This is a genomic window from Vreelandella indica, assembly GCF_037070225.1.
GTDB classification, from domain to species: domain Bacteria; phylum Pseudomonadota; class Gammaproteobacteria; order Pseudomonadales; family Halomonadaceae; genus Vreelandella; species Vreelandella arctica.
In genome coordinates, this window is the sequence record NZ_JBANSO010000026.1 from 53,953 (window position 1) to 69,585 (window position 15,633).

Here is a 15,633-nt window from a genome sequence, read left to right on the forward strand (position 1 = left end):
CTTGAAAAGGGCGGAACAGTGTCTTGAAAGTGGTGGGTAAGTGTACCTTACCGGTGATCGGCAAGCGTGGGAGCTTAGCGGTTCAAATACTGGCTTATTTAGGATAACGCTATGAATCGCGCTTTAAATCGAACCATCGCCCAACGTAGCGCTGTTGGCCTGGCCTTTGCACTGTGCATGATTACCACGGCAGTCAATTTACAGGCGCCGCTCTACGATGCACTGGCGGTGCGCGATGGCTTGGGGGTAGGGGCAACCACGTTCGCCTTTGCTTGCTATGTGGCGGTTTCTTGCCGGTACTGCTGGGCTTAAATGGCTTGGCAGATCGGGTGGGGCGCAAGCCAATGATCATTGCTGCACTACTGTTAAGCCTGATGGCGACGGCGATGATCTTGATAGCTCCCAACCTGGTGGCACTAGGGGTTGCCCGCTTTCTGTTGGGCATCAGCATGGGATTAACGTCGGCAGTGGCGCCTGCGTATATGCAACTGCTCGTGGATAGGGATGATAATCGCGTCGCCACCAACGTCGTGACGGCCAGCACTTCGCTTGGGTTTGGCCTGGGGGCAGCGGTCACCAGCCTGTTTCTCTTTCACACCCCCAGTGTGTCGCCGCCCAGCCTATGGATTTACCTAGTCGCCGCGGCGCTGGCGCTAGTGGTGGTCACCACACTGGAGGATAGCCCGCCGAGTGCCACTAAACGCTCGTTGCTGCGTCTGCCCAGCTATCCTCGGGGCGCTTCTGCCTTTGGATTGGCTATTTTGCTGGCCTGGGCGACGGTGGGGTTAGTGATTGCGATACTCCCTTCCGCCCTGCAGCGACACGGTTTATCCGCCTGGAGCGGCTTCGCCACGTTCGGTATTTGCAGCTGCGGGGTGCTGTTTCAGCCTTGGGCAAGAAGGTTCACACCACGAAGCGCGACGCGACTGGGGCTGGCGATTTTACCGATGGCCTATGCGCTAATCGCCTGGGGAGCCGTTCAAGGCTACCTGGCAGCGGTGCTGCTGGGCACGGTGGCTGCCAGCAGCGCTTGCTATGGGTTTATCTACCTGGGTGGGTTGAGTGGTGTGTTGGCAGCGGCCGATGCCTCCGCGCCTCAGGCCAGCGCAGGCTATTTTTTGATGGCGTATGTTGGCTTCAGCCTCCCGGTGATCACGACCGGAGTGCTCATTGATGCAGTGGGGCATACCCTGGCGCTAACGCTGTTTGGTTTTGCGCTATTGGGCGGTGTGATCACAGCGTTCGCCTTGCTGCGCAGAGCGCTCACGTGATCGACGATCATTCAAGCTAACCTTTTTCGACCAGCAGCCCGCAAGAGGGCGCGGCCCAGCGGGTGTTGGCGGTAAACACCACGTCACACACCACCAGCGAATAGTAACGGCGCACTTCTTCATCGATCCGTGCGCGCAGCGCATCTTGATAAACGATGGTCAGATTGGGTTCCTCTGGCAATACCACATGCACCATCACATACAGCAGGCGGCCAGGGCGAACCATGCGCACGCGCACCTCTTGCGTGTCAGTGCCCGCCAGGGCATTCGCAACGGCGCGGCGGACGGGGGCTGCGATGGCCTCTTCCGGGGTCTTGTTAAGCAGTTCCTGCAGCGCTTGGGAAGCCATGCGCACCGGTACGCCCAAGCACAGCACCACCACCGCAATCACCAATACCGCATCCACGTAGGGCAAAATGGTCTGCCAGCCCAGGTGTTCAAACAGCATCACCAGACAAAACGCCGCGAGTACGGCGGCAGAAATGACGCTGTTGACTAGCCAGTTGAGTTTGTCTGCCGCCACCAGAGGGCTACTGACATGGCGCTGACTGCGGTGCATCACCCAGGCGGTAAGCGAGCAGGCCGCAGTGGCAAAAAGGGCGTAGATAACGGCAAGCCCAGCGGCAATGTCACGACCGCCTGTTAGTAGCGCAGCGACAGCATCCACCAGTGCAAAAATGGAAACACCTAAAATCAGCAGCCCTTTGCAAAGATTGACCAGCGACTCGAAGTAGCTATAGCCAAAAGGGTAGGATTCGCTGTCCGGGCGGCTGGCAAGCTTGCTGACTTTAATGGTTACGAGGGCAACGCTGAAATAGATCAGATTAAATAGCCCATCCAGCAGGATAGCTTGAGAGTTAGAGGCCAGCGTGGCCACGATGCCTGCACAGCCAATGAGCAGCGCCATAAAAGCGGAGAAGGCCAAGGTACTCGATTCTGTCTTCACGAACGTTTCTGCTCCAGTGTGCACACCGTATAAATAGCCGCTAAGCATAGCAATTTTGCTAGCGACTTATCGACGGCGCCGTGCCGATGTCTTCCGTCCTGTTTTCTGACCAGACTGCCCAACGCCTGCTTTTGGACAGCACCGCCAGTTCTACTAACCTTAGAGCACGTTTATTTGATTCACGTTAAGCCAAACAGGAGGGTGAGACGATGCCAATGCTGAGCGTAGGAACGGAGCAGGGCACGCCGGTAGAGCTTTATTACGAAGTGCGTGGGGCAGGTAAGTCCGTGGTACTCATTCATGGCTGGCCACTCAGTGGCCGTTCATGGGAAAAACAGGTGCCAGCGCTGGTTGAGGCGGGTTATAAAGTCGTGACCTATGACCGCCGGGGATTTGGCTGGTCGACGCAGGCCGATGGCGGCTACGACTACGATACGCTCGCAACAGATCTTAAAAAATTGATCGACACGCTGGATCTACACGATGCCACTCTAGTGGGCTTTTCCATGGGCGGCGGTGAAGTGGCCCGCTACCTCTCAAGCTACGGCACTGGCCGGGTGAGTAAAGCCGTGTTTGCCGCTGCTGTGCCGCCTTACCTATATAAAGCTGACGACAACCCCGAAGGTGGCCTGGACGATGCGACGATCAATCAGTTCCTGGAGGGAGTAAAGGGCGACCGTATCGCCTTCCTGGAAGAGTTTACCAAGAACTTCTTTGCTGCCGGTGAGCGCAGCGATTTAATCAGTGAACCAAATCGTCAGTATCATCGTGATATTGCCGCCTTTGCATCACCCCAAGCGACCTACGACTGCATCAAAGCCTTCAGCTACACCGATTTCCGCAAAGACTTGCCTAAGATCGATATTCCCACGCTAGTGCTGCACGGTGATGCAGACGGCATCGTGCCCTTTGAGGTCAGCGGCAAGCGGGCCCAGGAGCTACTGCCCAACGCGAAGACGGAAGTGATCAAGGGTGGCCCGCATGGCCTGAATGCCACGCACCCAGATGCGTTTAATCAGGCGCTGATTCAGTTTATGAATGATTAGGGGTTGGATGAATAAGCATCTGGATGAATAACGTTTGAGAGAGTTACCGCCTGCTAACGACAACGCCGCCCTGAAGGCGGCGTTGTCGTTTTATCGGGCTAAATAACCCCTTTACCCCTCAACCCACACCTCATCACCTTTAAATTCGATCTTCCAGGTGCGCAGTTTGACGCTTTCATCCTCCAGACACTGGCCATCTTCAAGACGGAAGTGTTGCTTGTAGATAGGCGAGGCGACTACTGGGGCGCCTTTAAGGTCGCCGACAATGCCTCGGGCGATTACGTTGGCGTTCGAGAAGGGGTCATGATGATCGAGAGCATAGAGTTCATCGCTCTGCCCTCGCAGCCCGGGCAAGTAGAAAATAGCGACCTGGGCGGGACCGTCGGCGGTTTCCAACCAAGCGGCGACGCCGGAGAACGCGACTAGGTCGGCTTTGGTGCAGGCTTTTTGCCATGCCTTACTGTTTTGAACATCCGCCATATCCATCTCTTTTTTCAGTGCCGTTGCGGTCATGGGTTGCCTCTTCTATAGCTATTCAAAAGCGTCAGTGAGAAGTAGTCTGGGCTGGCCGTGGCTGGCCGCGCTCGGAGGTCATAATGATTGACGGATCCGGACGGTCGTCGTTGACGAAGCTGCGGAAGCGCTTGAGTTTTTCCGGGTCGCTGATGGCGTCTGCCCATTCGCACTGGTAGGTGTCCACCACGGTTTGCATCTGACGCTCCAACTCGTCGTTGATACCCAGGCTATCTTCCAGAATCACCTCTTTGAGGTACTCCAGACCGCCATTGAGGTTTTCACGCCATACTGAGGTGCGTTGCAGCCGGTCAGCGGTGCGCACGTAAAACATCAAGAAGCGATCAATGGTGCGGTAGAGCTGCTCGTCGTCGAGATCCGTGGCGAACAGTTCGGCGTGGCGCGGGCGCATGCCGCCGTTACCGCACACGTAGAGGTTCCAGCCGTTTTCGGTGGCGATAATGCCAATGTCTTTGCTCTGGGCCTCGGCGCACTCGCGGGTGCAGCCGGAAACGCCGAATTTGATCTTGTGAGGGGAACGCAGGCCTTTGTATCGGTTCTCCAGCTGGATCGCCATGCCAACGCTATCCTGCACGCCGTAGCGGCACCAAGTGCTACCCACACAAGATTTCACCGTGCGAAGTGATTTGCCGTAGGCGTGGCCGGTCTCGAAGCCTGCTGCAATCAGTTCGCTCCAAATATCCGGCAGGTCTTCCAGCCGCGCGCCGAACAGGTCGATACGCTGGCCGCCCGTCACCTTGGAGTAGAGGCTATATTTGTTGGCCACTTCGCCCAGGGCGATCAGTTTGTCGGGTGTAATCTCGCCACCAGCCACACGCGGCACCACCGAGTAGGTGCCGTTTTTCTGCATGTTGGCCATGAAGGTGTCGTTGGTATCCTGCAATGGGATATGCGCCGCATCGGTGATCGGCTCGTTAAAGCAGGAGGCCAGAATAGAGCCCACGGCGGGTTTACAGATGTCGCAGCCCAGGCGGTAGGTGTCGGCGTTGCCGTGTTTTTCAATCAAGTCGGTGAAGGTTTTAATGCCCTCGACACGAACGATATCGTAAAGCCCCTGGCGGGTATGGGCGAAGTGCTCGCAAATCGATTTATCGACTTCCACGCCTCGGGCTTCCAGCTCGTGATCTACCACGCTTTTAAGCAGCGCGGTGCAGCCGCCACAGCCAGTACTGGCCTTGGTAGCACCTTTGACACCCCCTAAATCTACCGCGCCGTCGTCAATGGTGGCGCAAATATCGCCCTTGGTAACGTTATGGCACGAGCAGATGGTGGCGGTTTCCGGCAGTGCACCGGGGCCGAGTGTGGGCGCGGCGCCGCTGCTTTGCGGAAGAATCAGCGAGGCGGGTTCAGCGGGCAGCTCAATACCGTTGGAATAGTACTGCAGCAGCGTGTCGTAAACGCCGTTGTCGCCGACCAGCATGGCGCCCAGTAGTTTTTTACCATCGCTGGAGACCACCAGCTTGCGGTACTCCTGCTTGATGGGATCCAGGTAGCGAAACATTCGCGCACCGGGGTTCTGGTTGCCGTGAGCATCGCCAATTGAGCCCACATCCACACCCAGCAGCTTGAGCTTGGTACTCATGTCGGCGCCGCCAAACTGGATGTCGCCTTCGGTTAGCGTCGACAGCGCCGTTTTGGCCATCTGGTAGCCCGGTGCCACCAAGCCGAAAATGCTCTGGTTCCAGAGTGCTACTTCGCCAATGGCGAGAATAGCAGGATCGCTGGTCAGGCACTGGTTATCTACTACGATGCCGCCGCGTTCGCCAATTTCCAGGCCGCAGTCACGGGCTAGCTGGTCGCGGGGGCGAATGCCCGCGGAGAACACAATCAGGTCGGTTTCCAGCACCTTGTCGTCTTGGAAGACCATGCGGTGGCGGCTGGCTTCGCCATCTTCAATGCGTTGGGTGGCGCGCTCGGTGAGTACTTGTACGCCCAGCGCTTCGATTTTTTCGCGCAGCAGCTCGCCGCCTTCGTTATCAACCTGCATGGGCATTAGGCGTGAAGCGAATTCCACCACGGCGGTATCCAGGTTTAGGCCGCGTAGGGCGTTAGCCGCTTCCAAGCCGAGCAGGCCACCGCCCACCACTACGCCGGTAGTCGCGTTTTCGGCGGCGGCTTGGATGGCGTCCAAATCGTCCAGGGTGCGGTACACCAAGCAGCCATCGCGGTCGTTGCCGGGAATCGGCGGCACAAAGGGGAAGGAGCCGGTGGCCAGCACCAGGCGGTCATATTGGTAACGGCCTTGGTCGGTGACCACTTCTTGCGTGTTGCGGTCGATTTCGATTACGGCCTCGCCCGTGCGCAGTTCCACGCCGCTTACGTCGTAGTAATCCGCTTCGCATAGCGCCAGCGAATCGGCATCACGGCCACTGAAGTATTCGGACAGATGTACCCGGTCGTAGGCGCGGTGTCGCTCTTCGCCAAACACGGTGACCTGATAGCGCGCTAGGGCGCCGTTATCGACGAGCTGCTCGACCAAGTGATGGCCGACCATGCCGTTGCCGATAATGATGAGCTGTTCAGGAGTTGTCATGTTCTGAGTAACGCCGTTAGTAACGTCGTTAGTAACATTATTAGTAACCATCGTTATGCCGCCTCTGAAGTAGGAAGATGAGAAGTGTCAGAATCGCCTTGGGCTGCCTGTAGGGCGCTAACGTCGGCGGCGCCAAAAAGCAGCGCCTGACGGCAGTTATTCAGATCGCTACCCGCTAGCGCTTGCTCGAAGTACCAAGGGCCTTGGCTGGTGTCGCCGTAAAGCACCGCGCCCTCTATTTGACCGTCACGCAACAGCAGGCGGCGGTAGTCGCCGCGCTCAATATCGTGGTAGCTCAGCACTTCGTGCTCGGCGCTGGCCTCGGTGGGGCCAAAGGCGTAGAGCGCCACGCCGCTGATTTTAAGTTTGGTGGCGCTGGGGACATCCGTGTAGCCAAGGGTAGGCGTGCCACCTAGCCGGGCGGCGAGTACTTCCACCTGACGCCAGATCGGTTCCACCAAGCCATAAGTAGTGCCATCAAATTGGCAGCACTCGCCCAGCGCTGAGATCGCCGGGTCGCTGGTGGTGAGAAATTCATCCACCACGATAGCGCGCTCGGTGGTCAGGCCCGCTTGGTGGCCAAGGGCTGCGTTAGGCGTAATGCCCGCCGCGATAATGACGCTCGTGGCAGCCAGTTGGCGGCCATCATCAAGATGAATCTTGCTGACCTGTCCTTGGGCGTCGCCTTCTAAACGTGCTAACTGGGCGCTGGTAACAATCTTCAAGCCGCGCTGGGCCAGTTCGTTTTCAAGCAGATGTGAGGCGGTCGTATCCAGCTGGCGGTTCATTAGCCGTTCGCTGCGCTGGAGCACGCTGACGCTGATATCGTTGCCGCGCTTACGCAGCCCTTCGGCAGCTTCCAGGCCTAGCAGACCGCCGCCAATCACGACTGCCTCACCACCGCGTTGAGCGATGTCGGTCAACGCATCAGCATCTTGCAGGTCACGAAAACCGTGCACGCCCGCTAGATCAATACCAGGCACATCGGGCATTGCTGGGCGCGAGCCGGTAGCAAGCACTAGGTGGTCGTAAGGCAGCGTGCGGCCGGTGTTGGTGACCACGGTTTGGCGGTCGCGATGAAGGGCGTCGACCTTTTCGCCAAGAATCAGCGTGACACCCTGGTCCTCGTACCACTGAGCATCGCGCAGAGTGAGTGCATCCTGATTCATCTCGCCAGCCAGCAGTGGCGAGAGCAGAATACGGTTATATGCAGGAGTTGGCTCGGCGCCAATCACCGTGATGTGTTGAGGGCGCGTGGGTAGTTTTACCAACGCCTCAATCAGGCGGTGGCTGGCCATACCGTTGCCAATAATCACCAGATGGTCATTGAGATGGTCATTGTGTGAGCACCGGGAAGTGGTTTCCATGGGTGGCTCCTCTGTGTCTTTGCGGCTTCTTGAGCACCAAACAAAAAAAGCCCCTAACGCACCTTCCTTTCCACGATGTGTAGAAAAGGGGAGCATCAGGGGCGTCGTTGCCCGATAGCGTTGTTTAAAATCTATGCTTTAAACGCGCGGCAACCGCCATTGGCTGCCAGCTGATTAAAAACCTTACCGTGTATAAAGCAAGGAGCTAGCCAACTGGCTATTAATCACTTTTTTTTCAAGCATTTCAGGTGTTTAAGGAGCAAGGGAGGAGGTGCGGACGCGTCGCTGCTTGAGCAAGCTGCACAGCGATGGTGCGAAAGGGAGGTGGCGTGCACTCTCACACGCCATTTAGCGTGACCGGAGTGCTAAAAAGAGCGCTGCGTGATGCTCTTTTATTTTTTAACTATTTGTTTTTAAGTAGTTAATTTTCAATAGGTCGGTTGTCGGCTTGGCTCTTGCAGCTATCAAGGCAATAAGTGAGTTAATAAGGGATAAGCGCTCATTGTTTGGCGATGGCAGCGAACAACTCCAAAGCCGTTATTAGAAGAATAAGTAGCCGTTAGAAAATGTGTAGCTGTTAGTAAGTCTTCATTTGTTTGAAGAAACCATTGTAAAGAGTACTGCACCGTTGAAGGTGCGCTGTGGCAACGACGTCCAGCCCTTTTCTCTTAATGCGTTTACATAGCGCATTAGAGAACAGGACTGGGCGTTTTTTTGCTTGGCGCTAATGAGGAATCCGAGGAGTAGCTATGACTCAGGCCAAAACCACATGCCCCTACTGCGGCGTCGGCTGCGGCGTGACGGCGACCATTGAAGCAGGCACGCTGAGCGCAGTAGAAGGCGACCGTGAGCACCCTGCGAATTATGGCCGGCTGTGTGTCAAAGGTTCTGCGCTACATGAGACGTTGGGCGAGCAGGGCCGCCTGACGCATCCGCGTGTAGATGGCGTCGAGGTCTCCTGGGAGTCCGCACTGAGCATCACCGCTGAGCGTTTAAACGCTCAGCGGGCCGAGCATGGCAATCACAGCGTAGCGGCGTACCTGTCGGGGCAGCTCTTAACTGAAGATTACTATATCGCTAATAAGCTGTTTAAAGGCTTCTTGGGCACCCCTCATTTAGATACCAACTCGCGACTGTGCATGGCTTCTGCGGTCGCTGGCTATAAGCGTGCCTTCGGCGCGGATGCGGTGCCGTGCAACTACGAAGACTTGGAAGAGGCGGAGCTGGTCGTGCTGGTGGGCTCCAACTTGGCCTGGAACCATCCGGTGCTTTACCAACGCATTAAAGTTGCTAAAGAGCGCAACCCACTGATGCGCTTGGTCGTCATTGACCCGCGCGTGACCGATAGCTGCGAAATCGCTGACCTCTACCTGGGGATTAAACCGGGCAGCGATGCTTACCTATTTAATGGCCTGCTGGCGTGGATGGCAAAGCGTCGCAAGCTCGATACCCTCTATCTTGAGCGTCACACCGAAGGCGTTGAAGAGGCCCTGGCGGCAGCGCAACAAACCGCTGGCTCGGTAGCGGAAGTAGCGGCTGCCTGCGATGTCGACCCTGAGCGTCTGGAAACCTTCTACTACTGGTTTGCCAGCCAACTGCATGTGGTCACGCTCTATTCCCAGGGCGTTAACCAATCCGCCAGCGGCACCGATAAATGCAATGCGATTATTAACTGCCACCTAGCGGGCGGAAAAATCGGTTTGCCGGGGGCAGGGCCGTTCTCGATTACCGGTCAACCCAATGCCATGGGTGGGCGCGAAGTAGGCGGGCTGGCCAACCAGCTAGCTGCGCATATGGATTACCACACCCCCGGCGCCATTGATCTGGTCAGTCGCTTCTGGGCGACCGATAATCTCACGCCCATCCTGCCGGAAGGGCCGGGTTATAAAGCGGTGGAACTGTTTGAAGCCATTGAGCGAGGCGAGATAAAAGCGCTCTGGGTAATGGCCACCAATCCCGCGATTAGCCTGCCCGATGCCGCGCGAGTACGCGCTGCGCTGGAAAAATGCCCGCTGGTGATTGTCTCTGAGTGTGCCGCCCATACCGATTTGCTGCCTTATGCAGATATCGTGCTGCCAGCCTCGGGGTGGTCAGAAAAAGATGGTACCGTGACCAACTCCGAGCGGCGCATCTCCCGCCAGCGGGGGATGCTGCCACCCCCAGGGGAAGCTCGCCATGATTGGTGGATCATCGCCGAAGTGGCCAAGCGGCTGGGGTTTGCCGAGGCGTTTGAATACTCGCACCCTTGGGAAATATTCGATGAACACGCCCGTCTGTCTGGCTTTGAAAATGGGCTAGCCGGCAGCCCGAAGCGGCTTTTCGATATCTCGGGCTTGGTGGGCTTGGGCCGGAAAGACTACGATGCCTTGGTGCCGGTTCAGTGGCCGGTGACGGCTCGAGCGCCGCAGGGAACCGCGCGCCTGTTTGAAGATGGTGAGTTTGCCACGGCCAATGGCCGTGCCAAACTGTTGGCGATTAAGCCACAGGGCCCTGAACAATCGCTCAGCGCCGCCTATCCGCTGCGTTTAAACACCGGTCGAATCCGTGATCAGTGGCACACCATGACCCGTACTGCGCGCGCCCCGAGGCTGATGAATCACCGTGCGGAGCCGTTCATGGACGTGCATCCTGATGACGCTCAGGACGCCGGTGTGGTAGATCAAGGCTTGGCGGTACTAAGCGCCGCGAAGGGCGAGTTTCGGGCTCGAGTGCGGGTGTCCAATGCCCAGCGCCGCGGCGAGGTGTTTGTGCCCATCCACTGGACTGACTGTTTTACCCAGCAGGCCAGAAGTAGCGCGCTGATCGGCGGCATCACAGACCCGCTTTCAGGGCAGCCGGAATCAAAGCACGGCGCCGTGGCGTTGGGCCCGCTTGCCACTGAGTGGCAGGCCACTCTGCTGGTCGCTGATGGCGCCACTGAGTTGACGCCGTGGTGCATCAGTGCTTATTGGACACTTATACCCATGCGCGGCTGCCAGCGCTGGCAGCTTGCCCATACACAGTCGGTTAACGATTGGTTGGCGCAGTTGAAAGAGTGGCTGCCTGGGGAAGTAGCGGTGGTCAGCCAAGACCCCACTAACGGACGGCTGCGTGCCGCCTGTGTGGAAAATGGCAAGCTGCGCTGGTGGCTGATGGTTGGCCCACCCAAAGAGTTGCCAGGGCTGGCTTGGCTGGAAGCGCGTTTTAACGAGGCGGAGCTAAGCGATACCCACCGCCGCCGCTTATTAGCGGGCTGCGATGACGGCGCTGCTGATACTGGCCCGGTGGTGTGCAGCTGTCACCAGGTCGGCCAAACCACCATTGCCAACGCTATTCGTGCAGGCGATACCAGCGTAGAAGCGTTGGGCGCGAGACTTGCCTGCGGCACCCAATGCGGTAGCTGTATTCCTGAATTGAAATCACTGATTGAAGAGGAGCGGCCCAATGCGCGTACTAAGCAACCCATTGCTACTGAAGTGGTTTAACGCCTTTATGCGATTGTCGTCACCAGTGCGGTCATCGTTGGGTCGCAAATGTGACACTGATTTACGCCTGCCGCTGCATGGCGAGTGCCACGCCGGTCAGGTCTATCTGGTCGGTGCAGGCAGTGGTGATGCGGAGCTGTTAACCCTCAAGGCCGCTCGGCTGTTAATGCAGGCAGATGCCGTGGTGTATGACCGCTTGGTGGGCGATGACGTGCTGGCGCTGATTCCCAACGGCAGCGAGCGCTACTACGTGGGCAAAGCCCGCGGCCACCACAGCGTACCGCAAGCGGAAATCGGTGAGCTGATGGTAAAACTCGCCCGCGAAGGAAAATCGGTAGTGCGGCTTAAGGGCGGCGACCCGGCGGTGTTTGCGCGCATGGGCGAGGAACTGGATGCCCTGGCCGCCGCCCAGGTGACTGCCACTATTGTGCCAGGAATTACCGCGGCCTCTGCCGCCGCAGCCTGCATGGGTATCCCACTCACTGATCGTGGCCATGCGCAGCAGCTGCGCTTTGTTACCGCCCAGCTATGCCGCGAAGACGGCACGCCGGACTGGCAAGCACTGGCGCGTAAAGATGAAACCCTGGTGTTTTACATGGGGCTTTCCAAAGTGAGTGCAATTTGTCACGGCCTGCGTCAGGCGGGGCTGCCGGATGAGTGGCCCATTATGCTAGTTGCCAATGCCAGCCAGCCCGAACAGCAGTCGCTGGTGGGCTCACTTGCGGATATGCCCGAAAAACTTGCCGCCCACCCTCTGCCATCTCCCTGCTTGATTGTGGTGGGCAGCGTGGTGCAAAGGGTCGCCACGTCGCCCGTTGAGCTAGCCGCCGTATGTCGTTCCAGCGAAGGTGCTCGTTAGCCGATGGCAACGCTGACCATTTCGCTAGGCCAGCACTCAGATAAAGGGCGTAAACCAAGCAATCAGGATTTTTATGGCGCTTACCTGCCCAATGAATCCCAGCGCGCCACCAAAGGCATCGCGATTGCGTTGGCGGACGGGATCAGCAGTAGCGAGGTGAGCCGAGAGGCAAGTAAAGCAGCGGTGGGCGGCTTTCTGACGGACTACTACGCTACCCCGGCCACCTGGGCGGTGAAAACCTCGGCCCAGCGGGTACTGCAGGCCACCAACGCATGGCTTTACGCCCAAACCCGACAAAGCCAGTACCGCTACGATCTTGACCGCGGCTATGTATGTACCTTGAGTGCGATGGTGATCAAGTCCACCACTGCGCATCTGTTTCATGTCGGCGATAGCCGTATCTACCAGCTGGCGGGTAATACGCTGGAGCCGTTGACCGAGGATCACCGCTTCTGGGCATCACGGGAAGTGAGTCATTTAAGCCGCGCCATGGGCGCTGGTCAGCATCTGGAGCTGGATTACCGTGCGGTATCAATCAGTGCAGGCGATGTGTTTGTGCTCGCCACCGATGGGGTTTATGAGTGGCTGACAGCGACCGATATGGCGGAACTGATTCATGCCCACTGGAGCGACCTGGACGCCGCCGCCGAGGCGATGATTACCGCGGCAATCGAGAACGGTAGCGATGATAATCTGACGGTGCAGATTGTGCGCATTGAGACACTGCCCGACGGCCTTGCAGATGAGCTTTATGCAGCACTTGGTGCGCTACCCCAGCCGCCGGAACTGCGCGCAGGAAGCGAGCTGGACGGCTACCGTATCGTGCGCCAACTGCATGCCAGCAGTCGCAGCCATGTCTTCTTGGCAGAAGAGATAGCAAGTGGCCATAAAGTGGCGCTGAAGACCCTTTCCACCGAGCTAAGCCAAGACCCGGCAAGCATCGAGCGGTTTGTGCGCGAAGAGTGGATTGCCCGCCGAATCGACAATGCCCACGTGCTAAAAGCCCCCGCGCAAGAACGCCCTCGGCACTACCTTTATACGGTGCTGGCATATATCGAAGGGCACACCCTGACCCAGTGGATGCGCGATCACCCCAACGCCGACTTAGCCACTGTAAGACCTATCATTGAGCAGATCGCTAAAGGCCTTCGCGCTTTCCATCGCCTGGAAATGCTCCACCAGGATTTACGCCCCGACAACGTCATGATCGATAATCATGGCACAATAAAACTGATCGATTTTGGCGCCGCCAAAGTGGCTGGCATCGCCGAAGCAGCGGGCGAAGACCTTGCTGGCGGCGATATTTTAGGCACCGCCCAGTACACCGCACCGGAGTATTTTCTGGGCGAAGGTGGGTCGCCGCGTGCGGATCAATACTCCCTCGCCGTTATCACCTATCAGATGCTAACCGGCACGTTGCCCTATGGTACCGAAGTGGCTAAAACCCGCACTCGGGCGGCACAGCATAAACTTGCCTATCAATCGGCACTCAGCGAAAACCGTGAACTGCCCGCCTGGGTGGATGAGGTGCTCAAAAAAGCCTTGCACCCCAACCCTCACAAACGCTACCCAGCGCTGTCGGAGTTTATCTTTGAGCTGCGCTCGCCAAGCCCTGCAATGCTTAAGCGCGCCCAGTTACCACTGCTAGAACGTGACCCGGTACTGTTCTGGAAAGGTGTATCGCTGACGCTGGCGATAGTGGTTATCACTTTGTTATTGCGTTGACGGCGCTGCTGTTGGTCTGGAAACAACAGGCAACGGGGTTGAAGTGGGGCGGTTGCCACCCCCATGTAGTTAACACGCTATCAATAGAAAAGGACGTTAATGATGCAAAATGTAATGCCAAACCCCGGTTTCGGTACCTTTCGCCTGGAAGGCGAAACGCTCAAGCAGAGTATTCATGCGGCGCTTGAGGCGGGGTATCGGCACATCGATACGGCACAGTTTTATGGTAATGAAGCGGAAGTGGGTGCAGCGATTCGTGACAGTGATGTGCACCGCAGCGATATTTTCCTCACTACCAAGGTGTGGTTCGACAACCTGGAACCTGCCACGCTGAAGGCCAGCGTAGATGAAAGTCTTCAGAAACTGGGTACAGGTTACGTTGATCTGCTGTTGATTCACTGGCCGTCGCCCAATAATGAAGTGCCGATGGCAGATTATTTGACGGCGCTTAAAGAAGTCAAAGCAGAAGGTAAAGCGCACCATATCGGTATTTCCAATTTCACCTGCGAACAGGTGGACGAAGCGATTAGTATTCTGGGTAAAGGTGAAATTCTGACCAATCAGATCGAAGTTCACCCTTTTCTTCAAAACCGTAAATTAGTTGATCACTGCGAGCACCAAAATATTCAGGTGACCGCCTTTATGCCATTGGCAGTGGGCAAAGTAATGGAAGATCCGACGCTTCAGAAAATTGCCGACACCCATGGCGTAACGCCTGCGCAAATTACCCTGGCCTGGGTAAAACAGCGCAATATGACCACCATTCCTTCTTCCACTAAGGCACGTAATATTCAAAGCAATATTTCCGCTTTTGATTTAGTGCTAAGCGACAGCGAAATGGCAGATATTGCCATGTTGGATCGCCAAGAGCGTATCGCTAACCCCGACTTTGCGCCTGCGTGGGATGAGTAAACTGATTGAATAAGTAACTCGGAATAGGCAAAACGTGGAACGCTAAAAATTAATAGCTGTCTTAACGGATGCTTGCCATTGGCAGGCATCCTTAAATTAGCGGAGAACATGATGAAACAGCGCAAGATTCAAGATAACGCGTTAAAAGCGCAGCTAAGAACGCCGATGTTTAAAATGCAGCAGCAAACCCCTAAAAAGGGTAAAGGGAGTTACACACGTAAAGGGCGTACCACTAATACAGGCGCTAAGCAGGGATATAGCCAAGCCGCTTGAGTATAAGTTGCTCGCAACAAGTGATTTGGCTATATCTCTGCACGTTTTTCTAATCATAAAGCGCCCCCCGCTTTTTCTGTGGCTAAAGCGCCAACCTATTTAGCGACGTGTTCAAGGTGGTTGGTTTGGCAAGTCTCCATGCGATACCCCGATTGGTAAACGCTGCGTAGCCGCAGGCCATGGCGCCCATCCAGCTCCAATTTACGACGTAGGCGGCTTACGTGGGTATCCACTGTGCGCGTCGAAACGTCCCCTTTAATGCCCCATACCAACTCTAATAAATGCGCGCGGGTAATCAGCTCACCAATTTTTGAGAAAAAAAGTGCGGCTAGCCGATACTCTCGTTCAGTTAGATCAACAGCGTTGCCTGCCACGCTGATGTAGTGCTCATCGGTATGCAGATTAAAAGTATCGGGGCATGCCATGGCCGGGCGAGGTATTGAATGCCCTAACCGCCGACCTAATGCACTTACCCTGGCAATAAGCTCATTGGGGCGAAGAGGTTTGGTAAGAAAATCGTCTGCGCCTTGCTCCAGTGCTTTAACAACGTCGTCTTCACCCTGGCTGGCGGTAATAAAAAGTGGTTCTTCGTCACTTCACGTGGATTTGGCCTGATCGAATAGGCGGCCCACCGGGCTCCCAATCAGGTAGATCATGGCGATAAAGTTGGCCTCGTTCCGGTAGCCACGTGCCCGTGACCGAG

At 56.8% G+C, this 15,633-nt stretch carries 11 protein-coding genes and 1 pseudogene; 7 read left to right on the forward strand and 5 right to left on the reverse strand.

The window, feature by feature from the left end:
* The first annotated feature begins 111 nt into the window (after window positions 1-111).
* Window positions 112-1,271, forward strand: a pseudogene (locus V8L71_RS16515) (MFS transporter).
* A gap of 16 nt (window positions 1,272-1,287) precedes the next feature.
* On the opposite strand, the gene V8L71_RS16520 reads toward V8L71_RS16515, so the two are convergent.
* Window positions 1,288-2,217, reverse strand: coding sequence for a cation diffusion facilitator family transporter (locus tag V8L71_RS16520; RefSeq protein ID WP_336274817.1), 930 nt, complete (start codon window positions 2,215-2,217; stop codon window positions 1,288-1,290).
* 209 nt (window positions 2,218-2,426) lie between these two features.
* Between V8L71_RS16520 and V8L71_RS16525 the strand changes: the two genes are divergently transcribed.
* Complete coding sequence (locus V8L71_RS16525; RefSeq protein WP_336274818.1) at window positions 2,427-3,263, forward strand: alpha/beta fold hydrolase; 837 nt, start codon at window positions 2,427-2,429, stop codon at window positions 3,261-3,263.
* A gap of 111 nt (window positions 3,264-3,374) precedes the next feature.
* Here V8L71_RS16525 and nirD read toward each other — a convergent pair whose 3' ends face one another.
* Genes nirD through V8L71_RS16540 form a run of 3 tightly spaced genes read right to left on the reverse strand, consistent with a single transcriptional unit; the run spans window position 3,375 to window position 7,697 of the window.
* Window positions 3,375-3,776: a nitrite reductase small subunit NirD gene (nirD, locus tag V8L71_RS16530; protein WP_101148027.1), complete on the reverse strand. Its 402-nt coding sequence runs from the start codon at window positions 3,774-3,776 to the stop codon at window positions 3,375-3,377.
* A gap of 31 nt (window positions 3,777-3,807) precedes the next feature.
* Window positions 3,808-6,330: a nitrite reductase large subunit NirB gene (gene nirB, locus V8L71_RS16535; RefSeq protein WP_336274824.1), complete on the reverse strand. Its 2,523-nt coding sequence runs from the start codon at window positions 6,328-6,330 to the stop codon at window positions 3,808-3,810.
* 53 nt (window positions 6,331-6,383) lie between these two features.
* Window positions 6,384-7,697, reverse strand: coding sequence for an NAD(P)/FAD-dependent oxidoreductase (locus tag V8L71_RS16540; RefSeq protein ID WP_336274819.1), 1,314 nt, complete (start codon window positions 7,695-7,697; stop codon window positions 6,384-6,386).
* A gap of 749 nt (window positions 7,698-8,446) precedes the next feature.
* On the opposite strand from V8L71_RS16540, the gene V8L71_RS16545 reads away from it, so the two are divergent.
* The 5 genes from V8L71_RS16545 to arfA all read left to right on the forward strand — a co-directional run bounded on the left by V8L71_RS16545 (window position 8,447) and on the right by arfA (window position 14,930).
* Window positions 8,447-11,161 (forward strand): nitrate reductase, encoded by a 2,715-nt coding sequence (locus tag V8L71_RS16545; protein ID WP_336274820.1) that lies wholly within the window; start codon window positions 8,447-8,449, stop codon window positions 11,159-11,161.
* Window positions 11,121-12,020, forward strand: a complete 900-nt coding sequence (gene cobA / locus V8L71_RS16550; RefSeq protein ID WP_336274821.1) for a uroporphyrinogen-III C-methyltransferase — start codon at window positions 11,121-11,123, stop codon at window positions 12,018-12,020. Before V8L71_RS16545 ends, cobA begins: the two co-directional genes overlap by 41 nt.
* Window positions 12,021-12,023: 3 nt before the next feature.
* Window positions 12,024-13,745, forward strand: a complete 1,722-nt coding sequence (locus tag V8L71_RS16555) for a bifunctional protein-serine/threonine kinase/phosphatase (protein ID WP_336274822.1) — start codon at window positions 12,024-12,026, stop codon at window positions 13,743-13,745.
* A gap of 102 nt (window positions 13,746-13,847) precedes the next feature.
* The gene (dkgB, locus tag V8L71_RS16560) at window positions 13,848-14,657 is read left to right on the forward strand and encodes a 2,5-didehydrogluconate reductase DkgB (RefSeq protein WP_336274825.1); all 810 of its coding nucleotides are present in this window, start codon (window positions 13,848-13,850) and stop codon (window positions 14,655-14,657) included.
* 108 nt (window positions 14,658-14,765) lie between these two features.
* Window positions 14,766-14,930: an alternative ribosome rescue factor ArfA gene (arfA, locus tag V8L71_RS16565; RefSeq protein WP_232774981.1), complete on the forward strand. Its 165-nt coding sequence runs from the start codon at window positions 14,766-14,768 to the stop codon at window positions 14,928-14,930.
* Between the two features lie 95 nt (window positions 14,931-15,025).
* Here arfA and V8L71_RS16570 read toward each other — a convergent pair whose 3' ends face one another.
* Entirely contained in the window at window positions 15,026-15,355 is a 330-nt protein-coding gene (locus V8L71_RS16570; protein WP_336274823.1) for a winged helix-turn-helix domain-containing protein, read from the reverse strand.
* Between the last annotated feature and the right edge of the window lie 278 nt (window positions 15,356-15,633).